The organism is Rhizobium sp. CB3171, from assembly GCF_029714265.1.
Classification (GTDB): domain Bacteria; phylum Pseudomonadota; class Alphaproteobacteria; order Rhizobiales; family Rhizobiaceae; genus Rhizobium.
The window spans coordinates 3,157,894-3,179,849 of the sequence record NZ_CP121652.1 but is presented as its reverse complement, the minus strand read 5'-3'; the positions used below and the strand labels follow the sequence as shown (position 1 = coordinate 3,179,849).

Sequence of the window (21,956 nt, the reverse complement as noted above, 5' to 3'; positions counted from 1 at the left end):
TCCCGATAAAGGAACTCAGATCGCCTCGCCGGCGAGAAGCCGTGGATTGTCCCTGGCAGCCGTGCCGGCGGCCTGACCGATGAAGAAGGATTTTAGTTTCGGCAGGCGGTCGACGAGGCCGAGGCCGAAATCGCGGGCGATCCGCACCGGCGTAATATCGTTGGAAAACAGCCGGTTCAGCACGTCGGTCGTCACCCCCATGCGGAAGGTGTCGAAGCGCCGCCAGGTCTGGTAGCGTTCGAGAATATTGATCGAGCCGATATCGAGGCCAAGGCGGTCGGCTTCAACGACGGTTTCCGCCAATGCGGCAACATCCTTGAAGCCGAGGTTGAGGCCCTGCCCGGAGATCGGGTGGATGCCGTGGGCGGCATCGCCGGCGAGTGCAAAGCGCGGTGCGACGAAGTCGCGGGCAAGCGTCAGGCCGAGCGGGAAGGCGCGGCGCTCGCCGACTGCGTGCAGTGCGCCGAGCTTGTGGCCGAAACGGCGCTCCAATTCCTCTTCGAATACCAGATCGTCGGAGGCGACCAGCCGGTCGGCATCTGCGGTGCGCTCGGTCCAGACGAGCGAGGCGCGATTGTTCTTCAGCGGCAGGATGGCGAAGGGGCCGGAGGGCAGGAAATGTTCCTCTGCGCAGCCATTGTGCGGCCGCTCGTGCTCGACGGTCACGACGATGCCGGACTGGCCATAGTCCCAGCTCACCGTCTTGATTCCAGCCATATCGCGGAGCTTGGAGCGCACGCCATCGCAGGCGACCAGCAGCTTTGTTTCCAGGGCGCTGCCGTCCGAGAGCGTCAGCGTAACGTTGGCATCGCCGGTCTTGAAGTCTGTCGCGCTGACGCCATGGCGAATCGGAATACCAAGGCGCTCGCAAGCGCCGCGCAGCGCGCCGACCATGGTGAGGTTCGGGACCATATGGGCGAAGGGCTGACCTTCCGCCACTTCCCCGTCGAAAGTAAGAAAGACCGGGCGCACGGGATCGCTGGTGCGCGAATCGGTGACGATCATGCGGGTGATCGGTTCCGCTTCCGGCTTGATCTCGTCCCATATGCCGAAAACGTCCAGCATCTTTGAAGCGGCGGCGATGATCGCCGAGGCGCGCATGTCCTTTTTCCAGGCGCTTTCCGGGGCGGCCTCTATGACCATGACGTCAAGATGGGGGGCTGCCTGCTTGACGGCAACCGCGGCGGCGAGACCCACATAACCGCCACCCACTACCAGCATGTCCAACATAGCGCTTCCCCGTGTCCTACTGTCATTTCCTGTTCTATATAGAGCATCCCATTCATGGTTCCTACCGTCGGAGTTCATGCAAAATGTCGCGCGAGAACGAGAAATTGACCGCCATGCAAGTCGTGCTCGCGACGCTGGATCTCGAAACGATCGAGATGAACCTTTTTCGCGGCAACAGCCCGCAGGTCGGCTGGCAGCGCGTCTTCGGCGGGCAGGTCATTGGCCAGGCGCTGATGGCGGCGCAGCGGACGGTGGCGGACGATCGTTTCGCGCATTCGCTGCACGCCTATTTCATGCTCCCCGGCGATCCCACTGTGCCGATCCTCTACCAGGTCGACCGCCTGCGGGACGGCTCGAGTTTCAATACGCGCCGCGTGCTGGCGATCCAGCACGGCAAGGCGATCTTCGCGATGACGGTTTCCTTCCAGATCGACGAGCCCGGTTTCGAGCATCAAAGCGAGATGCCGCAGGTGCCGGCTCCGGAAGAACTGATGGACGAGGAGCAGATCAAGGAGCGCTATCTCGCCAATGCGCCGGAAAATGTGCGCCGCTATTGGGAGAGGAAGCGGGCGATCGAAATCCGGCCGGTATCGCTCGATCATTATTTCTCCCGTACTGAGCCCAGCCAGCGGCAGGATATCTGGGTTCGCCTGACCGGACCGGTGCCGGATGACCGGCTCTATCGGAATGCAGTGCTTGCCTATCTCTCGGACATGACGCTCATCGACGCGGCGCTTCATGCGCATGGTACGTCGGTTTTCGATCAGGGCCTGCAAGTGGCGAGCCTCGATCATGCCATGTGGTTCCACCGGCCGTTCAAGCTCGACGACTGGTTGCTCTATACCCAGGATAGCCCAAGCGCCTCAGGCGCGCGCGGCTTGGCCCGCGGCAGTCTTTTTACGCGCTCTGGTGTCCTGATTGCGTCGGTGGCGCAGGAAGGTTTGATTCGTAAAAAGGCAAATGATTAAATAATATGCAATTTTTCAAATTTGCATATTATTTGTGCGCGAGGCGCGCCGAGATCTGCCGCTTTATTAGGTGCCTTCCGCAAAGTCGTTAAAATTCAATTAGTTATAATAGTGTCACGAATCTGGCACGTCCCTTGAATGTGTACCCTCAGTCGCTGCTGAAACAGTCGTCAGCGGCAAGGAGAGTCGGCTCCGTGCCGAGGGTAACAAAGGATGGGAAACCAGATGAAAATTGTGATGGCCATTATCAAGCCGTTCAAGCTCGATGAGGTCCGTGAGGCCCTCACGGCTGTCGGCATCCAAGGCCTGACTGTGACCGAAGTGAAGGGTTACGGGCGCCAGAAGGGGCACACCGAAATCTATCGTGGCACCGAATATGCCGTCAGCTTCCTGCCGAAGCTGAAGATCGAAGTCGCGGTCGCAACCGAAATCGTCGACAAGGCCGTCGAAGCCATCGCGGCGTCCGCCAAGACGGGTCAGATCGGCGACGGCAAGATTTTTGTCTACTCGATTGACCATGCCGTGCGCATCCGTACGGGCGAAACCGATTCAGACGCGCTGTAAGACACGGCCGATCAGGGAGTTATCTGCATGACATCTACAAAGCTTTCCTCCACTCTCGCACGGGTAGGCGCGCTTTCCGCGGCCTTGCTCGCGCCGGCGATTGCCTTTGCGCAGCAAGCCACGACAGCCGCAGCGCCGGCCGCTGCCGCAGCACCGGCAATGACCATGGACAAGGGTGACAACACCTGGATGCTGGTTTCCACGGTTCTCGTTCTTCTGATGACGATTCCGGGTCTGGCGCTGTTCTACGGCGGTCTCGTCCGCGCCAAGAACATGCTCTCCGTCCTGATGCAGGTCTTCATGATCACCGCGATGGTCATGATCATCTGGTGCGTCTATGGCTACTCGCTTGCCTTTACCGACGGCGGCTCGCTGAACAGCTTCGTCGGCGGCTTCTCCAAGGCCTTCCTCGCTGGCGTCAGCACCGATCCGAAGGATCTCGTCGAAACCTTCACCAAGGGTGTTGGCATTCCGGAGCTGACCTATGTCTGCTTCCAGATGACCTTTGCCTGCATTACGCCGGCCCTGATCGTCGGCGCCTTCGCCGAGCGCATCAAGTTCTCGGCCGTGATGCTCTTCGTCTTCCTGTGGGTCACGTTCATCTACTTCCCGATCGCTCACATGGTCTGGTTCTGGGGTGGTCCAAGCTCGTACTCGGCTCCGTCGGGCATGGTCTTCGGTTTCGGCGCGATCGACTTCGCGGGCGGCACGGTCGTTCACATCAATGCCGGTATCGCCGGTCTGGTCGGCGCGATCATGCTTGGCAAGCGCACCGGCTACAAGAAGGAGATCATGGCTCCGCATTCGATGACGCTCACCATGGTCGGCGCTTCGCTGCTGTGGGTCGGCTGGTTCGGCTTTAACGCCGGTTCCAACCTCGAAGCCAACAGCTACGCTTCGCTCGCCATGATCAACACCTTCGTTGCCACCGCTGCCGCCGCTCTTTCGTGGTGCGTGGTTGAAACCTTCACCCGCGGCAAGGCTTCGATGCTCGGTGCTGCTTCGGGTGCCGTTGCTGGCCTCGTCGCCGTCACGCCGGCTGCCGGCTTTGCCGGTCCGATGGGCTCCATCGTTCTCGGCCTGCTGGTTTCGCCGATCTGCTACTTCTTCGTCGACGTCGTGAAGAACAAGTTCAACTACGACGACAGCCTCGACGTCTTCGGCGTTCACTGCGTTGGTGGTATTTTCGGCGCCATCGCGACGGGCATCCTGGTCAATCCGGCCCTCGGCGGTGCAGGCATCGTCGACTATTCGACGGCTGACTTCGCAGCCTCCTATCCGGGCACCGCAACCCAGTTGCTCGCTCAGGTGAAGGGTGTACTCACCACGCTGATCTGGTCCGGCGTCGGTTCGGCGATCCTCTACAAGATCGTCGACGTGATCGTCGGCCTCCGCGTGACGCCGGAAGCAGAGCGCGAAGGTCTCGACCTCGCCTCCCACGGCGAAGCCGCTTACCACAATTCCTAATCTGGGGCTTGCGACGCCGGAACAAAGTTTCCGACGTCGCAGAACATCCCGTCGCGGTTCATTTATCAAAAATGAGCCGCTCTTGGCCCGGACCTCGGTTCGGGCTTTTTTTGTTCGCGCGACCGTCTGCCACGCGCCCATATTTCATTGATTCGCCCGCCGCACCCGCATGGTTAACATGCCATTAACCCTCCTCTGATTAGCTAGGGCCGACGTATTCCGTGAGTTGGCATGAAGCCGATTCGCGTGCTTTTCGACAACGAACGGGCTGGATAATATGGGCAGAAGCAATTCGGCAGCGTTGGGCGGTCCTTCCGGTCGTCTCTCGCTTTCGGGAGTGGTTTGGCGGCAGGTGAGGGGCCTCAGCGGCTTCGCGCTGCTGTTCCTGCTGGCGCTTGCCGTTGCGGCACTGGCGACATGGAACGTCATGGACCCCAGCTATTCCTACGCCACGAGCAACGCGCCGACGAACATACTCGGCTTTTCCGGCGCTGCCTTTGCCGACATCATGATGCAGGCGCTCGGTCTTGCCTCGGTCGTCGCGCTGCTGCCGGTCGTCGCCTGGGCTGTTGCGCTGATTTCCAACCGCAGGATTCATCGTGTGCCGGCTCGTCTCGGCGCCTGGGTCGGCGGGGCTATCGTTGCTGCCGGTTCCATCGCCTGCTTCCCCGCGCCTCCGACCTGGCCGATCCCGAACGGTATCGGCGGCGTTATCGGCGACATCGTTCTGCGCTTCCCCGCTCTTTTCATCGGCACCTATCCGAGCGGCGTCTTCGCCACCGTGTTCGGCTCCATTCTCGCGATTCCCGCGGCCTGGCTGATGCTGTTTGCTGCCGGCGTTCTCGGCCGCAGCCTGCCGGAAGATGAGGAGGACGAAGAGGAATACGAGAACACGCCGAGCCGTGCGCGCAATGTCGGCGACGACGACGAGGATGACGATCGCGGCGGCTTCCTGGCCTTTGGCGCCCTCATGCACGCCTGGTACAATACGCAGGCGCGCCTTCGCCGGCTATTCGGCATGGGGCCGCGCAAGCGCCGCGACCATGCCTTCGATGCGCCCTACGATTTCAATGACGACGAGTTCGGTACGCTGAACGAGCCGGTGCGCGCCAAGGCGCCGGTTGCCCGCGGCGAACGCGTCGAGCCGTCGATGGACGGTCCGGCGCAGCGCCGCGTCGTTTCTCCGCCGTCGATGAGCATCGACGATGACGAGGATGAAGACGACGATCCTTCCTATGAGCGCGAGCTGCCGCGCCCGGCCGGTATTCTGCCGGACGACGAGGAAGACGAATGGGCGCTGCGTCCCGCATCGCCTAAGGTTCCCGGCGGCCACCGCGTCGTTCCCGCCGCCGCCCGCCCGAAGCCCGGTATCCGCGCCGAGCGCGAGGCGCAAACCTCCTTCATCCGTCCCTATGGTTTCCAGCTTCCGGCCGTGCATCTGCTTGCCGAGCCGAAGACGATCGTGCGTGACGCGACGCTGTCTTCCGATGCGTTGGAGCAGAATGCCCGCATGCTCGAGGGCGTGCTCGAGGACTTCGGCGTCAAGGGTGAGATCATCCATGTCCGGCCCGGCCCGGTCGTCACGCTTTATGAACTGGAGCCCGCGCCGGGCATCAAGTCTTCGCGCGTGATCGGGCTTGCCGACGATATCGCCCGTTCGATGAGCGCCATCGCCGCCCGCGTCGCCGTCGTTCCCGGCCGCAATGCCATCGGTATCGAACTGCCGAATTCCACGCGTGAGACCGTCTACCTGCGCGAGCTCGTCGCCAGCCGTGATTTCGAAAGCTCGAAGGCCAAGCTTGCCATGGCGCTCGGCAAGACGATCGGCGGCGAGCCCGTTATCGCCGATCTCGCCAAGATGCCGCATCTGCTCGTTGCCGGTACCACCGGCTCGGGCAAGTCGGTCGCCATCAACACCATGATCCTGTCGCTGCTCTATCGCATGACGCCGGAACAGTGCCGCCTGATCATGATCGATCCGAAGATGCTCGAACTCTCCGTTTATGACGGCATTCCGCATTTGCTCTCGCCGGTGGTCACCGATCCGAAAAAGGCTGTTGTCGCGCTGAAATGGACCGTCCGCGAGATGGAAGAGCGCTACAAGAAGATGTCGAAGATCGGCGTGCGCAACATCGACGGCTTCAATACCCGCGTCGAGCAGGCCGTCGCCAAGGGCGAAGCGATCAGCCGCACCGTGCAAACCGGCTTCGACCGCCAGACCGGCGAAGCGATCTACGAGACCGAGGAATTCGATCTGAAGCCGATGCCTTACATCGTCGTCATCATCGACGAGATGGCCGACCTGATGATGGTCGCCGGCAAGGATATCGAAGGCGCGGTGCAGCGTCTGGCGCAGATGGCGCGTGCGGCCGGCATCCATGTCATCATGGCGACGCAGCGTCCGTCGGTCGACGTCATCACCGGTACGATCAAGGCGAACTTCCCGACCCGCATCTCCTTCCAGGTCACATCGAAGATCGACAGCCGCACGATCCTCGGCGAACAGGGCGCCGAGCAGCTCCTCGGCATGGGCGACATGCTCTACATGGCCGGCGGCGGGCGCATCCAGCGTGTCCACGGCCCCTTCGTCGCCGACGGCGAGGTGGAAGATATAGTATCCTACTTGAAAACGCAGGGTTCTCCCCAATATCTCGATGCGATCACTGCCGACGATGATGATGACGACGATGGTCACGGTCCGGCGGGTACGGCCAACCTTTCCGACTCGGAGGACCCCTACGACCAAGCCGTGGCGATCGTGCTGCGCGATGGCAAGGCGTCGACCTCCTACATCCAGCGCCGGCTCGGCATCGGCTATAACCGTGCCGCCTCGCTGATCGAGCGTATGGAGCAGGAAGGCTTGATCGGCCCGGCCAACCACGCCGGCAAGCGCGAGATTCTCGTGCCGACGGAAGCGGATGTTCTCGATCGCTGAGGGATCGCGAGCCCGTGTCACATATCCCGAATATGCTTTCGGAGATTTGATCGCGGCCCGTGATCGAGCATGGGCCGCCGCGCCATGAAGACGCCGATTTTGCGCGCCATGGACAAAGCATGAAGGAGAATTCGATGAAAAAGACCGATGCACAGCCCTTGACCAGCCTGAACCTGACCCGCCGTCATTTCCTCGGCGCTGTGCTGGCGGCCGGTGCGGCAAGCGCGGCCCCCGCGTCGGCCTTTGCGCAGGCGCAAGCTGCGGCTGCGACCCTCAATCCCGGCATAGCCCAGGCGATCGCCGATCATTTTTCGTCCATCAAGACCATGAAGGGCGGCTTCCTGCAGATCGGGCCGCGTGGCGACCAGATGAGCGGCGCGTTTTTCATCCAGCGCCCCGGCAAGCTGCGCTTCAACTATGACCCGCCGTCCCGCATGCGCGTCATCTGCGACGGCAACAACGTCCAGGTCATCAACGACCAGACGCGTACGAACAACATGTATCAGCTCTCGAAGACGCCGCTGAGCCTGCTGCTCGCCAACAAGATCGACCTTTCCGCGGACATGGTGCGCAATGTCGATGCACAGCCGGACCTTACCAAGATCACGCTCGGAAACCGCACCGTCTTCGGTGATTCGACCATCGCCATGATCTTCGATTCCAAGACGTACGACCTGCGCCAATGGACGGTCATCGACCCCCAGGGCAAGACCACGGATGTCATCATCAACAATGTGAAGACCAATATTTCCTTCGACGACAGCGTTTTCCGGATCGATTATACCGGCACGAGCCGGTGATCCCCTGCCAGCCATGACGAACGGGGAGAAGAGGTTGAACGATCTTCCTTTTCTCTCCTTGCCAGTCTAAATCCCTAGCCTGATTAGAGCAATTCCAGGAAAAGTGCGAAGCGGTTTTCCGTCCGGAATGCGTAAAAACAAACGGATAGAGCGGGAAAGCGATTCTGTGAAACGCTGAACCGCTCTAAGGATAAGGGTTTGGGCATGGGATTTTCGATTGCGACCTGGAACATCAACTCGGTGCGGCTGCGCATGCCGATCGTCGCGCAATTCGTGATGCAGCACCGGCCCGATATTCTCTGCCTGCAGGAAACCAAGGTCCCCAACGAGCTCTTCCCGCTGTCGCCTTTGCGGGCGCTCGGCTACGAGCACATCATCGTCCATGGCCAGAAGGGCTATCACGGCGTCGCCATCGCCTCGCGTGTTCCGCTGACCGAGGACCATCGGCAGGATTATTGCAATGTCGGCGACAGCAGACATATCTCGGCGATCTTCGAACGCGGCGGCCGGCGCATCCGGTTGCATAATTTCTATGTTCCGGCCGGCGGTGACGAGCCGGATCGGACGATCAATCCGAAGTTCGGCCATAAGCTCGATTTTATCGACGAGATGAAGCGGCTGCATGCCAATGCCGAACCGAACACATCAGCGATCCTGGTCGGCGATCTCAACATCGCGCCGCTCGAGCATGACGTCTGGTCGCACAAGCAATTGCTGAAAATCGTCAGCCACACGCCGGTCGAAACCGACGGGTTGATCGAGGTGATGAAACGCGGCGCCTGGCTCGATCTGATGCGCCAGCATGTGCCGGAGACCGAGAAGCTCTATACGTGGTGGAGCTATCGCGCCAAGGATTGGGAAGCGGCGGATCGCGGCCGGCGTCTCGACCACATCTGGTCGTCATCCGATCTCGGGCCGCTCCTGCAGCGCATCGAGATCCTGAAGGCGGCCCGGGGCTGGGACCGCCCGTCCGACCATGTGCCGGTGACCGCGCATTTCAATCTCTGAGCCAGGAGTTTCAAGAAAACCGGTGCAGGAGCGCCGCGGCCTGCTTGGCGAGGACGGCGAAATTTTCGCGGACGCGGTTTTGGATGAGCAGACCGGCGTCGGGGTATTCCTCGATCAGCCGGTGAAATAGCGCCCGCGTGATGCGGATGACATCGGAGTCCTCCAGCGCCACGGCGGTGTATTTGCGCTCCACCAGCGTCACCAGCGCCAGCTCCGACAGCATGGCGCCGGCCTGCACGGTGGCCTCGACATGGGGTTGCCCCGTGGGATCAAGGGTGCTTAGCTCAAAACTGCCGCGGGCGATGACATAGGCGCATTCGGCTGGCGATTTTTCGCGGAACAGAGTGAGGCCGGCCGTGACATGGCGACGGTCGGCGCCGAAGGCGATCAGCCGCAACGGCTCATCGCCCATGCCGTGGAACAACGGCAATTGCGACAGCAGGCGGATATCGTCGTTGAGCGCCATCGTATCGCCTACGGAATGATCTTGTAGCCGCCGTTTTCCGTTACCAGGATTTCGGCGTTGGAGGGATCGCGCTCGATCTTCTGGCGCAGGCGATAAACATGGGTTTCCAGCGTGTGGGTGGTGACGCCGGAATTGTAGCCCCACACTTCCTCAAGAAGGATATCGCGGGTGACGACTTTCTGGTCGGCGCGGTAGAGATAGCGGATGATCGCCGCTTCCTTCTCCGTCAGGCGGATCTTCTGGCCGTCTTCGGTGGTCAGCAGCTTCTGGCTCGGCTTGAAGAGATAACGGCCGACGGTGAAGGTTGCGTCCTCGCTCTGCTCGTGCTGGCGCAGTTGCGCGCGGATGCGGGCAAGCAGCACGGCAAAACGGAACGGTTTGGTGACATAATCATTGGCGCCGGCTTCAAGGCCGAGGATGGTGTCGGAATCGGTGTCGTGGCCCGTCAGCATGATGATTGGTGCCTTGAAGCCGCTCTTGCGCAGCAGCTTCACCGCTTCGCGGCCATCCATATCGGGCAGGCCGACGTCCATGATCAGCAGATCGACGGGAGCGGCGCGTGCGACCGCGACGCCCTTGCCGGCGGTCGCTTCCTGCAGAACCGTGAACTCCTCATAAAGGGACAGTTGCTCGACCAGCATTTCACGCAGGTCGTTGTCATCATCCACCAGCAGAATGGTGCGTGCGGTCATGCCGTTGCGGTCCTCGTTCTATTGCACCTTAAGTCCTACGCCAAATTGCATTTTTAGCAAGTCGTCAGGCAGCTCAGGCTTGGTCGTCCAGTTGAAACTGCTATGATTTCAAACGAAATCACAAGCAAAGCAAAAACATGTGAGGAAAATGCAAAAAGCAAGGGCGGGTGGCAGGCGGGCCGTTTCCACAATCGTCGTTCGTCCCGCGCCGGGGAAATCCACGCGCGCCCTGGTGCAGATCGGGCCGCTGGCGCTGCCGGCGGCGATCGGCCGATCGGGGCGCAGCGTGCTGAAACGGGAAGGGGACGGCGCGACGCCGATTGCGGCGATGAAGCTGCTTTACGGCTTCACGCGCGGCGATCATGTCCGTTTTCTGCGCACATCTCTGCCGATGCGGAGCATTCGCAAGAGCATGCTCTGGTGCGATCAGCCGGAAGACGCCAATTACAACAGGCTGGTCAAGGCGCCGTTCAAGCCCAGCCATGAAGAGATGCTGCGGCGCGATGGGCTTTACGACATCTGCCTGGTGCTCGATTGGAACATCCGCTCGCGCCGGCGTCATCGCGGCTCGGCGATCTTCTTTCATCTGATCCGGCCGGGCTACGAGCCGACGGCGGGGTGTGTCGCGGTCAATCTTCGCGACATGCGGCGGATACTGCCGCTGCTGCGCAAGGGAACGACCATCCGCGTCATCTGAGTGGTCGCCTCGGGGTTAAAATCCCAATATTCCCCACTATATAGGTTTGCGACCGGCGCGCCCCTGGCCCGGCTTCTTTCTTTCAGAATTTAAATCACGCCTTCACTCCACCGCTTCTCATCCTTTGGAGACTTATCGTGACCACGCAATCGACGATCACTTTCAATGATGGCAATTCCATTCCGCAGGTCGGCCTCGGCGTCTGGCAGACGCCGGAAAACGTCGCGCCGATGGCTGTCAGCGCGGCGCTGAAGGCCGGCTACCGCCATGTCGACACGGCCGCCATCTACGCCAATGAAGACGGCGTCGGCGAAGGCATTCGCCAATCCGGCGTCGCCCGTAAGGATATTTTCCTGACTACCAAGCTCTGGAACGAAGCCCAGGGTTTCGACTCGACCCTGAAGGCGTTCGATGAAAGCCTGAAGCGGCTCGGCACCGACTATGTCGATCTCTATCTCATCCACTGGCCGTCGCCGCATCGTGGCCGTTACCTCGATAGCTGGAAGGCTTTCCTGCGTATCAAGGAAGAAGGCCGCGCCCGCTCGATCGGCGTTTCCAATTTCGCCAAGGAGCATCTGGACCGCATTATTGGCGAGACCGGCGTCACCCCGGTGCTGAACCAGATCGAGCTGCATCCGACCTTTCAGCAGAGGGGCCTGCGCGAGGTGCACGACAAGCTCGGCATCAAGACGGAGTCCTGGAGCCCGCTCGGCCAGGGCAAGCTTCTCGGCAACGCCGTCATCGGCAAGGTTGCCGCCAAGCATGGCCGCACGCCGGCGCAGGTCATCATCCGTTGGCACATGGACAACGGGCTGATCGTCATCCCGAAATCGGTGACGCCGAGCCGCATCGAAGAAAACTTCAACGTGTTCGACTTCAAACTCGATGCGGATGATCTCGCCGAAATCGCCAGATTGGATTCGGCTGGCGGACGTATCGGGCCGGACCCGATGACGGCGGCGTTCTGATTGTCGAGGTTTGCGGAGGGGAATTGTCTTTCCGCTCAGCATTCGGAAGGCCCGGAGCCGATACTCCGGGCCGCTTAGAATCGTTGATCGTGCCGCGGGCAAAATCTCTTCAAATGCGGCGGCGAAGCGCATTCACCACCAGGGCGAAGGCCGGCGAGGCCTGCCGCCTGCTCGGATAATAGAGATGATATCCGGCAAAGGGCGGACACCAGTCCTCGAGAACCCTGACGAGCCGCCCGTCGTGAAGATGGGGCTGCACGATATCCTCCGGAAGGTATGCCAAGCCTAAACCTGCCAGTGCCGCGTTCAGGCGGAGTGCGATATTGTTGAACACCAATTGGCCTTCGACCCGCACCTTCAGCTCCCGCCCGTCCTTCTCGAATTCCCAAGCATAGATGCCGCCGTACGTCGGCAGGCGCAGATTGATGCAATTGTGACCGGTCAGATCCTGAGGTGTCTGGGGTTTCGGCCGATTCTCAAAATATGCGGGAGCACCGACGGCCGCCATGCGCATGTCGGGACCGATGCGAACGGCGATCATGTCTTTCGCCACCTGTTCACCCAACCGCACGCCGGCATCATATCGTTCGGCGACGATATCGGTCAGGCCATAGTCGACGATGATCTCGACATGGACATCCGGATATTGCGGCAGCAATGTTTCCAGTGCAGGCCAAAGGATGGTTTCGGCTGCATGCTCACCGGCGGTAATGCGAATGGTGCCTGCCGGCTTTTCGCGAAATTCGCTAAGGGCGGCCAATTCGTTTTCGATCTCATCGAAGCGAGGGCCAATGGTCACGAGCAAACGCTCGCCTGCTTCGGTCGGTGAGACGCTGCGGGTGGTGCGGGTCAGCAGCCTGAGCCCCAAACGAGCCTCCAGTCCGCGGATGGTATGGCTTAGCGCCGATTGGGAAACGCCGAGTTTTGCGGCTGCTTTGGTGAAGCTTTGTTCCCGTGCCACGGCAAGGAACGCAATGAGGTCATTCACGGGCTGGCGCGGCATTCATGAATCCTTCTCATAAGCCTTTGCCACTTTTACCATCTAATCGGGGTCAATCGCATGCCCTAAATGCCTGTTATCAGCAGCCGAATTCATCGCGCTGCCCTTGGATCAAAGGACGAAGGTCATGGAAATCAAACGAAACGGTTCGCAGCCATCGAGCAGGGGACCAGCCGATTGGTTCACGGGAACAGTCCGGGTGGATCCGCTGTTTCAAGCCCATGAGTCCACGCGCGCGGCCGGTGCCAGCGTCACATTCGAGCCGGGCGCCCGCACGGCTTGGCATACTCACCCCGCCGGTCAAACCCTGATTGTGACGGCCGGTCTTGGCCGGGTTCAACGCGAGGGCGGGCCGATCGAAGACATACGGCCCGGGGACGTTGTCTTGTTCTCTCCGGGCGAAAAGCATTGGCACGGCGCCTCACCCACCACAGCCATGACCCATATCGCCATTCAGGAACACCGCGACGGCAAAGTGGTCGAGTGGATGGAGCATGTCAGCGACGAGCAATATCGGGCTTGAGGGAGAAGAAGCCATGCAGATGCGTAAACTTGGAAACAGCAGTCTCGAAATCTCGGCTCTCGGTCTCGGATGCATGGGCCTCAGCTATGGTTATGGCCCGGCGACGGATACGCAAGAGGCGATCAAGCTGATCCGTGCGGCCTTCGAACGCGGCGTCACCTTCTTCGACACCGCGGAAGCCTACGGCCCCTACAAGAACGAGGAGCTTCTGGGCGAAGCCCTGGCGCCCATTCGGGAAAAGGTCGTGATCGCAACGAAGTTCGGTTTTGAATTCGATGCGAATGGCGGCCAGAGCGGAATGAACAGTCGGCCGGAACATATCCGCAGGGTTGCCGAAGCGGCGCTGACGCGCCTGAAGACCGATGTCATCGATCTCTTCTATCAACATCGCGTCGATCCGAACGTCCCGATCGAAGATGTCGCCGGTGTGGTGAAGGACTTGATTGAAGAGGGCAAGGTCAAGCATTTCGGATTGTCGGAGGCCTGCGCACAGACGATCCGGCGTGCGCATGCGATCCAACCGGTCGCGGCCCTTCAAAGCGAATATTCACTCTGGTGGAGAGAGCCTGAGCAGGAGGTTCTGCCGACCCTCGAAGAACTCGGCATCGGCTTCGTTCCTTTTAGCCCGCTCGGAAAAGGCTTCCTCACCGGCGCGATCAGCGAAAGCACTACATTCGACAGTAAGGACTTCCGCAACATCGTCCCACGCTTCACGCCGGAAGCGCGAAAGGCCAACCAAACCCTCGTCGATCTGCTTGGCGCAATCGCGGCACAGAAGCGGGCGACGTTGGCGCAGATTGCCCTTGCCTGGCTGCTTGCCCAAAAGCCCTGGATCGTTCCGATCCCTGGGACGACCAAGATGCACAGGCTTGAAGAGAACATCGGAGCGGTTGATGTCGTGCTCACCGCCAACGATCTTCAGCGTATCGACGACGCACTCTCTCAGATCGCCGTGCAGGGGGACCGCTATCCTCCGCACCTGCAAGCAAGGGTCAACCGTTAGAGCGCCACGCGGCCGATCCGATAAGAATGCTACGCGTAAAAATAGCCCGTCATCGGCGGGCTACTTTTCGGCGGTTCAGACTGCGGCGGATTTCTCCAGCGCAGTCTCGAAGTCAGATAGATATTTACCGAGCAGCGTATTCAATGCTGCTTTTTCCTCCTCCGACAGACCAGAGACGAGACGGGTCTGCGTCTCGACATGGGCTGCCACCGCGCTGTCAATCAGCGCAAAACCCTTTTCGGTCAGCGATACCAGAAAGCTGCGGGCGTCTTCAGGGTTGACGCTGCGGGCAACGAGGCCAGCTTTTTCCAGTTGATCGATGCGATTGGTCATGGTGCCGGAGGTTACCATCATGGCGGCCATCAGATCGCTGGGGGAGAGGGCATAGGGCATTCCCGAGCGGCGCAGCGTCGCCAGCACGTCGAAGGTTGCGCGATTCAAGCCGAACTGCGCGAAAGTACGCTCCATCTCGCGGCCAAGATGGTGGGCTACGTTTCCGAGGCGGCCGATCAATCCCATCGGGGTGGTATCGAGATCGGGCCGCTCCCTTTTCCATTGGGCAAGAATCTTGTCGATGCGATCCATGCCCGGACATCGCCATGAAAATATCTTGACGTCAAGATATTTCAGATTATCTTGAGGTCAAGATAAATTCGGAAGTAAGACATGACGCGCAATTCCGATCTCTTGTTGACCGCCGTCTCGCCGGCGATCTGGGGCAGCACCTATCTTGTGACGACGGAACTTCTGCCGGCCGGCTATCCGCTGACGGTTGCCCTGTTGCGTGCGTTGCCCGCAGGGCTGCTTCTGCTCGCCATCGTGCGGCGGGTACCGCACGGCATCTGGTGGGTGAGATCGCTCGTCCTCGGCGCTCTGAATTTCTCCATCTTCTGGTGGATGCTGTTCATCTCCGCCTACCGGCTGCCGGGCGGCGTGGCAGCGACCGTCGGTGCGATCCAGCCGCTGATCGTCATCGTGCTGGCCCGCCTCTTGCTCGGCTCGCCGATCCGCGGCCTTTCTATCGTGGCGGCGCTTGCCGGCATTGTCGGCGTTGCGTTCTTGATCCTTACGCCGCGGGCAACGCTCGATCCCGTCGGCATTGCGGCCGGGGTCGGCGGCGCCGTCTCCATGGCGGCCGGTACCGTGCTCAGCCGGCGCTGGCGGCCCGATGTCTCGCCGCTCACCTTTACTGCCTGGCAGTTGACCGCTGGCGGCTTGCTGTTGCTGCCTTTCGCCATGATGATGGAGCCGCCGCTTCCTCTTCCGACCGCCGCCAATATTCTGGGCTTTGCCTATCTCGGCCTGATTGGAGCGGCGCTCACCTATATTCTCTGGTTTCGCGGCCTGTCGCGTCTGGAACCATCCGTCGTCTCGCCGCTCGGCTTTCTCAGTCCCATGACCGCCGTGATCCTCGGCTGGGGTGTGCTGGACCAACAGCTCAGCGCAATTCAGATTCTGGGCATCGCCATCGTGCTTGGCAGCGTCTGGCTGAGCCAGCGCGCGCAGCAGCTTCCTTCTGCCGGGAAATCAGCGTCCGCCAATCCGGCAATCGCGTCGGAACGATAGAGTCCGGTGACGGGAATCCGATCAGTGCTTCGTCCATCGAGACAAACAAAAAAGGCGGCTCGAAAGCCGCCTTTGTCGGTTATCTGAAATCAATCAGTTCCATTCGCGAATATCGACGAAGTGACCGGCGATTGCCGCTGCCGCTGCCATAGCCGGCGAGACCAGATGGGTGCGGCCCTTGAAGCCCTGGCGGCCTTCGAAGTTGCGGTTCGAGGTGGAGGCGCAGCGCTCGCCCGGCTTCAGGCGGTCATCGTTCATGGCGAGGCACATGGAACAGCCCGGCTCGCGCCAGTCGAAGCCGGCGGCCTTGAAGATCTTGTCGAGGCCTTCGGCTTCCGCCTGTTCCTTCACAAGACCGGAGCCCGGAACGATCATCGCGTCGACGGTGGATGCCACCGTCTTGCCTTCGACGACCTTGGCGACGGCGCGCAGGTCCTCGATGCGGCCGTTGGTGCAGGAGCCGATGAAGACGCGATCGATGTTGATCTCGGTCATCGGAGTGCCCGGCTTCAGGCCCATGTAGTCGAGGGCGCGCCACTTGGAAGCGCGCTTGGTCTCATCCTGGATCTCGTCCGGGTTCGGAACGATGCCCTGCACAGAGACGACGTCTTCCGGCGACGAACCCCAGGAGACAATCGGCGGCAGGGCGGCAGCGTTGAGCACGACGACGCGGTCGTAATGCGCGCCTTCGTCGCTCTGCAGCGTCTTCCAGTAGGCGATCGCCTGCTCCAGTGCTTCACCCTTCGGCGCGCGCGGCTTGCCCTTGATATATTCGAAGGTCGTGTCGTCCGGCGCGATCAGGCCGGCGCGGGCGCCGCCTTCGATCGACATGTTGCAGATCGTCATGCGGCCTTCCATCGACAGCGCGCGGATCGCTTCGCCAGCATATTCGATGACGTAGCCGGTGCCGCCGGCAGTGCCGATCTCGCCGATGATGGCGAGGATGATGTCCTTGGCAGTGACGCCCTCCGGCAACTGGCCGTCGACGCGCACCAGCATGTTCTTCGCCTTCTTCTGGATCAGCGTCTGTGTGGCGAGCACATGCTCGACCTCGGAGGTGCCGATGCCGTGCGCCAGGGAGCCGAAGGCGCCGTGGGTGGACGTATGGCTGTCACCGCAGACGATGGTCATGCCGGGCAGGGTGAAACCCTGCTCAGGGCCGATGATGTGGACGATGCCCTGACGCTTGTCGTTTTCGGAGTAATATTCCACGCCGAATTCAGCCGCGTTCTTGGCGAGCGCCTCGACCTGGATGCGGCTTTCCTCGTTCTTGATGCCGAGATGGCGATCAGCAGAGGTCGGAACGTTATGGTCGACGACGGCCAGCGTCTTTTCCGGGGCGCGAACCTTACGGCCGCTCATGCGCAGGCCTTCGAAAGCCTGCGGCGACGTCACTTCATGAACGAGGTGACGGTCGATGTAGAGAAGACAGGTGCCGTCGTCCTGGCTGTCGACGAGATGATCATCCCAGATTTTGTCGTAAAGGGTGCGTGGAGCGCTCATGGCTACAGATCCATATTGCATTGTCGAAAATGGGGGTGACGGATCAGGACCGCCGGCCTCGGGAGTGATCAGCGAAGTCGGCTGTTGAGCGCGCCCGAAATCATCGCAAAGAATCGGGCCGGCAGGCGCTTATGGTCCTGCAGCACGAAAGCCGTGACGAGCTGTCCGTCTTTGCTCATGATCTTTGTCATGCCGATGCTCATACCAATTTTCAAAACCTTCGGCAATGGTGGCGATAGGGTGGTGTTGGGTGGGCCGACGTTTGGCCGCAGCCATCACACTTGCGCATCCGGCGGCTGGCCAGGCGCCATGCGGCGGAAGGCGGAGCGATCGCCGCCCGAACGCCGGCGCATCCAGGCTTCGAGCTGCCGCAGCAATAGCGACAGGCCAATCGTCAGCAACAGGTAGATGAAAGCGAGGATCGACAGCGTTTCGAAGTAGCGGAAATTGGCCGAGTAATAGAGCTTGGCAAGCTGGCTGATATCGGCAACGCCCAGCACGGACACCAGCGAGCTGTCCTTCACCATCGCGATGAAGTCGTTGGACAGCGGTGGCAGGATCACGCGGATCGCCTGCGGAAAGACGACGAGGCGGAAACGCTGGAAGCGGGTGAGGCCTAGCGCCTTTGCCGCTTCGATCTGGCCCTGGTCGACGGCTTGAATGCCGGCGCGGAAGATCTCGGCGATGAAGGACGAATAGCCTATCGTCAGCGCGATGATCGTGCGCCAGACGAACGGCACGTCGCGGACAACAAGCGGGCTTGTCCAGCCGGCGGAAATCAACGGGGAAATGATGAAGTTATAAACGGCGACGAAGGCCGGTGTGCCAACGAAGGCGACGTAGGAGAGCAGCACGAGCATCGGGATGCCGCGCACGATCTCGATATAGAAGCGCGCCGCCTGCCGCAGCACGAGGAAGTCCGACAGGCCAAGCAGCGCAAGCCCAAGGCCGAGCAGCATGGCAAGCGTAAAGGCCACCAGCGTCACGAAGATCGTGACGCCGATGCCGTTGAGCAGAAGAGAGAAGATCTGGGCGTAGAGGCCGTTTGCCGCGATTGCAAAGGAAATGACGACGCCGAGTATGGCAAGGGCGATCAACCACCAGGGAAAGTCATCCTTGCCGGGGTGCCCGCCCAGGCCTGTCAATGGTGCCATCAGAGCGGGCTTCCAGTATATCGATCTGCAGGGTTCATTGGCCCATCTTGTAGTCGAGGAGCCACTTCTTGTTCAGGGCGTCGAAGGTGCCGTCGGCTTTCAGGCTGGCGATGGCGGCGTTGATCGGAGCGACGAGATCGGAGCCTTTCTGGAAGATGAAGCCGAAATCCTCGGTGCCGAGCGGATCGCCGATCAGCTTCAATCCGCCGTTTGAAGCGTCGACGTAACCCTTGCCTGCCGTGCCGTCGGTCAGCACCAGATCGACATCGCCGGTCTTCAGCGCCTGCACGGTCGCGCCGAAGGTTTCGAAGGTCTTGATGCGCGGGTTCTGCTCGTTGCCGTCGAGGACTTCATAGACGGCGGTGTAGAAGGGGGTCGTGCCCGGTTGCGCGCCGATCAGGCCTTCCTTGAAGGCGGCGAAGCTCTTGGGATCCGTGAAGCGCTTCTCGTCGCCGCGCACCAACATGAACTGCTGCGAGCGCATATAGGGATCGGAGAAGTCGACCTTCTGCTTGCGGTCTTCCTTGATGGTAATGCCGGTCATGCCGATGTTGTACTGGCCTTCGGAGACGGCCTGGATCATCGCATCCCAGCTCGTGTTCTGGTACTCGACCTTGAAGTTCAGCCGCTTGGCGATCTCGTTCATCGCGTCATATTCCCAGCCGATCGGCTTGCCGGACTTGGGGTCGACGAATTGCAGCGGCGGATAGGCATTCTCAGTGACGACGACCACGGTCTTGCCGTTCAGGTTCGGCAGATCGGCGGCGAAAGAAGCAAATGGTGCAAGCACGAGGGCGGTCAGGCCCAAAAGAAACGAACGACGGAATGTCATGGAAATCTCCCCGGATAGCGCAACGGAAAATTGTCATAATTAGAAAGCGAATGGCAAGGCTATTGCCATGGTCGCGACGATAAAAACAGAAAAGCCTCTCCAAAGCTCGTGGTTTGCGGGGAATTTTCCTTCTCGTCCCTTTTCTCCTTCGCAACAAAAAAGGCGACCCGAAGGCCGCCTTGATCTCTGCAATCCAAGAGGAAAGCTTATTCTGCTGCCGGTTCCGCGGCGGCTGCAGCGGCTTCGGCTGCTGCCTTTGCTTCGGCGGCTTCTGCTGCTGCCTTCTCGGCTGCGAGAGCCTGAGCTGCGGCAACCTTTTCAGCTTCAATGCGAGCCTTTTCATCGGCCAGAGCCTGGCGCTCGGCATCGTTGAGCTTGCGAGCGCGCGTGCCGGTGTTTTCAACGATACGGGCAGCCTTACCGCGCAGGTCGCGCAGGTAGTAGAGCTTGGCGCGACGGACCTTACCGCGGCGAACGACTTCGACGCTTTCGATCAGCGGCGAGTAAACCGGGAATACGCGCTCGACGCCTTCGCCGTAGGAGATCTTGCGAACCGTGAAGTTTTCCTGCAGACCGCCGCCGGAGCGGGCGATGCAAACGCCTTCATAGGCCTGAACGCGGGTACGGTTGCCTTCCGTGACCTTCACGTTGACGCGGACGGTATCGCCGGCCGAAAACTCGGGAAGGGTACGCTTGGCTTCGATCTTGGCGGCCTGTTCGGCTTCCAACTGCTGAATGATGTTCATGTTATCAACCTCTTTGTTGGTTCAACAGCCAGAGCGCTCCGAATGGTCTATCCTTGGTCGAGCCTCGGATATCTGCCAATAAAGGCAGGAGCGAATACGTCTGCTTTTCTTTGCTGGTTGATGGGAAATTTCCCATGCCGGGCGCGCACATATCCTATTGTCGCGGCTTTGTCACCCCTTGTCGGGGAATTTCATGAGCGAGACGTCGCTTTTGATGGAATCCGCTCCTCCCGCTGACTAAAAAACAAGCTGGTGTCCGAAGGGTTTAAATAATTGTCAAAATTCGCGTCGTGCTGCACACTTATTTCTTCAGGGGAGCTAAGAAAAGAGGCAGTCATGACAGTGAATAATCCATCGCCCTTGCTCTACAACGAGGATCTGGCGCCAGCCGAGGAGCGAAAGTGGGGAGCTTTCAGCATTTTCAACGTCTGGACCTCGGACGTCCATAGTCTATGGGGCTACTATCTTGCCGCCAGCCTTTTTCTGCTCTGCGGCAGCTTCATCAACTTCGTCATCGCCATCGGCATCGGCTCGCTGGTGATCTTCTTCTTCATGAGCCTAGTGGGCAACGCTGGCGTCAAGACCGGCGTACCGTTCCCGGTGCTGGCGCGTGCTTCGTTCGGCACATTCGGCGCCAATCTGCCGGCGCTCGTGCGCGCCGTCGTCGCCTGCTTCTGGTATGGCGCGCAGACAGCCGCCGCCTCGGGCGCGATCGTCGCGCTCCTGATCCGCAATGACACTATCCTGGCCTTCCATCAGAACAGCCATATGCTCGGCCACTCCACGCTCGAAGTCATCTGCTATGTCGTCGTATGGGCCTTGCAATTGCTGATCATTCAGCATGGCATGGAGACCGTGCGCAGGTTCCAGGATTGGGCCGGTCCTGCGGTCTGGGTGATGATGCTTATCCTCGCCGTCTATCTGGTGGTGAAGTCCGGCACTTTCTCCTTCGGTGCAGAAATTCCGCGGGATGTGCTGCTCGACAAGACCAAGGACGCCGGCGTACCGGGTGAACCCGGCAGCTTTGCCGCGCTCGCGGCGGTCGCCGCGACCTGGATCACCTATTTTGCGGCGCTCTATCTGAATTTCTGCGATTTCTCGCGCTATGCCACGGACACGAAAACCCTGCGCAAGGGCAATCTTTGGGGTCTGCCGATCAACCTTTTGGCTTTCTGCCTCGTTGCGGGCGTGACGACGACGGCAGCATTTGCCGTCTATGGCGACGTGCTGCTGCATCCGGAAGCGATCTCGGCAAAATTCGACAGTTGGTTCCTGGCCTTGCTGGCGGCGCTCACCTTCGCGGTGGCGACGCTCGGCATCAACGTCGTGGCGAATTTCGTCTCGCCGGCCTTCGACTTCGCCAATGTCTTCCCCAGGCTCATCAGCTTCAAGCGCGGCGGTTATATCGCGGCCTTGATTGCGCTGGTGCTTTATCCCTTCGCACCGTGGGAGACGGGTGCCGCGCACTTCGTCAACTTCATCGGCTCCACCATGGGCCCGATCTTCGGCATCATGATGGTCGACTACTATCTGATCCGCAAAGGTCAGCTAAACGTCGAGGCGCTCTATCAGGAGAATGGCGAGTTCGAGTTCCAGGGCGGTTGGCACGTCAACGCTTTGATCGCCTTCGTCATAGGCGGCCTGTTCTCATCGATCCTGCCGACCTTCACTAGCATTCTGCCGGATTGGTGGGGAACCTATGGCTGGTTCTTCGGCGTCGCTATCGGCGGAGCGGTCTACTACGTGCTCAGGATGCGCAGCGCGCCGGCCGCCGCCGCCTTGCAGAAGTAGCATCGGATGCCATGAAGCTTCGATCCGCCACTCCTGAAGTGGC

General features: G+C 60.6%; 22 protein-coding genes. 12 read left to right on the top strand and 10 right to left on the bottom strand.

From position 1 onward, the window contains the following. Window positions 1–15: 15 nt before the first annotated feature. On the bottom strand, window positions 16–1,230 hold the full coding sequence (locus tag QA648_RS15500; protein WP_283047883.1) for a ubiquinone biosynthesis hydroxylase: 1,215 nt from the start codon (window positions 1,228–1,230) through the stop codon (window positions 16–18). Window positions 1,231–1,313: 83 nt separating this feature from the next. Between QA648_RS15500 and tesB the strand changes: the two genes are divergently transcribed. From tesB to QA648_RS15470, 6 genes are all read left to right on the top strand, one after another. Beyond that, complete coding sequence (gene tesB, locus QA648_RS15495) at window positions 1,314–2,198, top strand: acyl-CoA thioesterase II (RefSeq protein WP_104824684.1); 885 nt, start codon at window positions 1,314–1,316, stop codon at window positions 2,196–2,198. A gap of 213 nt (window positions 2,199–2,411) precedes the next feature. After that, a complete protein-coding gene (locus QA648_RS15490; protein ID WP_199773498.1) occupies window positions 2,412–2,762 on the top strand; it encodes a P-II family nitrogen regulator in 351 nt (116 codons plus the stop codon). A 27-nt stretch (window positions 2,763–2,789) separates the two neighbouring features. Next, on the top strand, window positions 2,790–4,229 hold the full coding sequence (locus QA648_RS15485; RefSeq protein ID WP_104824683.1) for an ammonium transporter: 1,440 nt from the start codon (window positions 2,790–2,792) through the stop codon (window positions 4,227–4,229). A 277-nt stretch (window positions 4,230–4,506) separates the two neighbouring features. Continuing rightward, complete coding sequence (locus QA648_RS15480; protein WP_283047879.1) at window positions 4,507–7,164, top strand: DNA translocase FtsK; 2,658 nt, start codon at window positions 4,507–4,509, stop codon at window positions 7,162–7,164. Between the two features lie 134 nt (window positions 7,165–7,298). Beyond that, window positions 7,299–7,964: an outer membrane lipoprotein carrier protein LolA gene (locus QA648_RS15475; protein WP_283047877.1), complete on the top strand. Its 666-nt coding sequence runs from the start codon at window positions 7,299–7,301 to the stop codon at window positions 7,962–7,964. Between the two features lie 204 nt (window positions 7,965–8,168). Then, window positions 8,169–8,972 carry an exodeoxyribonuclease III gene (locus tag QA648_RS15470; RefSeq protein WP_283047875.1) on the top strand — a complete coding sequence of 268 codons (804 nt, stop codon included), beginning with the start codon at window positions 8,169–8,171 and terminating at the stop codon, window positions 8,970–8,972. 10 nt (window positions 8,973–8,982) lie between these two features. Here QA648_RS15470 and QA648_RS15465 read toward each other — a convergent pair whose 3' ends face one another. Beyond that, the gene (locus QA648_RS15465; protein ID WP_104824680.1) at window positions 8,983–9,438 is read right to left on the bottom strand and encodes a cyclic nucleotide-binding domain-containing protein; all 456 of its coding nucleotides are present in this window, start codon (window positions 9,436–9,438) and stop codon (window positions 8,983–8,985) included. Window positions 9,439–9,446: 8 nt separating this feature from the next. Continuing rightward, complete coding sequence (locus QA648_RS15460; RefSeq protein ID WP_283047873.1) at window positions 9,447–10,130, bottom strand: response regulator transcription factor; 684 nt, start codon at window positions 10,128–10,130, stop codon at window positions 9,447–9,449. 148 nt (window positions 10,131–10,278) lie between these two features. Between QA648_RS15460 and QA648_RS15455 the strand changes: the two genes are divergently transcribed. Beyond that, window positions 10,279–10,827, top strand: a complete 549-nt coding sequence (locus tag QA648_RS15455) for a L,D-transpeptidase family protein (RefSeq protein ID WP_283047872.1) — start codon at window positions 10,279–10,281, stop codon at window positions 10,825–10,827. A 137-nt stretch (window positions 10,828–10,964) separates the two neighbouring features. Then, complete coding sequence (locus QA648_RS15450; RefSeq protein ID WP_283047871.1) at window positions 10,965–11,795, top strand: aldo/keto reductase; 831 nt, start codon at window positions 10,965–10,967, stop codon at window positions 11,793–11,795. A gap of 109 nt (window positions 11,796–11,904) precedes the next feature. Here QA648_RS15450 and QA648_RS15445 read toward each other — a convergent pair whose 3' ends face one another. Then, window positions 11,905–12,798, bottom strand: coding sequence for a LysR family transcriptional regulator (locus QA648_RS15445; RefSeq protein WP_283047870.1), 894 nt, complete (start codon window positions 12,796–12,798; stop codon window positions 11,905–11,907). 124 nt (window positions 12,799–12,922) lie between these two features. Between QA648_RS15445 and QA648_RS15440 the strand changes: the two genes are divergently transcribed. Both QA648_RS15440 and QA648_RS15435 read left to right on the top strand, forming a co-directional pair. Further along, on the top strand, window positions 12,923–13,318 hold the full coding sequence (locus tag QA648_RS15440; RefSeq protein ID WP_104824675.1) for a cupin domain-containing protein: 396 nt from the start codon (window positions 12,923–12,925) through the stop codon (window positions 13,316–13,318). 13 nt (window positions 13,319–13,331) lie between these two features. Continuing rightward, complete coding sequence (locus tag QA648_RS15435) at window positions 13,332–14,321, top strand: aldo/keto reductase (protein ID WP_283047869.1); 990 nt, start codon at window positions 13,332–13,334, stop codon at window positions 14,319–14,321. 75 nt (window positions 14,322–14,396) lie between these two features. On the opposite strand, the gene QA648_RS15430 is transcribed toward QA648_RS15435, so the two are convergent. Continuing rightward, the gene (locus QA648_RS15430) at window positions 14,397–14,906 is read right to left on the bottom strand and encodes a MarR family transcriptional regulator (RefSeq protein ID WP_104824673.1); all 510 of its coding nucleotides are present in this window, start codon (window positions 14,904–14,906) and stop codon (window positions 14,397–14,399) included. Window positions 14,907–14,987: 81 nt separating this feature from the next. Here QA648_RS15430 and QA648_RS15425 point away from each other — a divergent pair, with 81 nt between their 5' ends. Further along, window positions 14,988–15,887, top strand: coding sequence for an EamA family transporter (locus QA648_RS15425; protein ID WP_104824672.1), 900 nt, complete (start codon window positions 14,988–14,990; stop codon window positions 15,885–15,887). A 93-nt stretch (window positions 15,888–15,980) separates the two neighbouring features. Here QA648_RS15425 and leuC read toward each other — a convergent pair whose 3' ends face one another. The 5 genes from leuC to rplS form a co-directional block, all read right to left on the bottom strand. After that, window positions 15,981–17,390, bottom strand: a complete 1,410-nt coding sequence (gene leuC, locus QA648_RS15420) for a 3-isopropylmalate dehydratase large subunit (protein ID WP_104824671.1) — start codon at window positions 17,388–17,390, stop codon at window positions 15,981–15,983. Window positions 17,391–17,458: 68 nt separating this feature from the next. Beyond that, window positions 17,459–17,581 carry a hypothetical protein gene (locus QA648_RS15415; RefSeq protein ID WP_260303993.1) on the bottom strand — a complete coding sequence of 41 codons (123 nt, stop codon included), beginning with the start codon at window positions 17,579–17,581 and terminating at the stop codon, window positions 17,459–17,461. A gap of 84 nt (window positions 17,582–17,665) precedes the next feature. Next, window positions 17,666–18,544 carry an amino acid ABC transporter permease gene (locus QA648_RS15410; protein WP_104824670.1) on the bottom strand — a complete coding sequence of 293 codons (879 nt, stop codon included), beginning with the start codon at window positions 18,542–18,544 and terminating at the stop codon, window positions 17,666–17,668. Window positions 18,545–18,578: 34 nt separating this feature from the next. Further along, on the bottom strand, window positions 18,579–19,376 hold the full coding sequence (locus QA648_RS15405) for a basic amino acid ABC transporter substrate-binding protein (protein ID WP_283047864.1): 798 nt from the start codon (window positions 19,374–19,376) through the stop codon (window positions 18,579–18,581). 206 nt (window positions 19,377–19,582) lie between these two features. Then, window positions 19,583–20,122: a 50S ribosomal protein L19 gene (gene rplS / locus QA648_RS15400; RefSeq protein WP_104824668.1), complete on the bottom strand. Its 540-nt coding sequence runs from the start codon at window positions 20,120–20,122 to the stop codon at window positions 19,583–19,585. Window positions 20,123–20,458: 336 nt separating this feature from the next. Between rplS and QA648_RS15395 the strand changes: the two genes are divergently transcribed. Next, the gene (locus tag QA648_RS15395; RefSeq protein WP_104824667.1) at window positions 20,459–21,913 is read left to right on the top strand and encodes an NCS1 family nucleobase:cation symporter-1; all 1,455 of its coding nucleotides are present in this window, start codon (window positions 20,459–20,461) and stop codon (window positions 21,911–21,913) included. The last annotated feature ends 43 nt before the right edge of the window (window positions 21,914–21,956 follow it).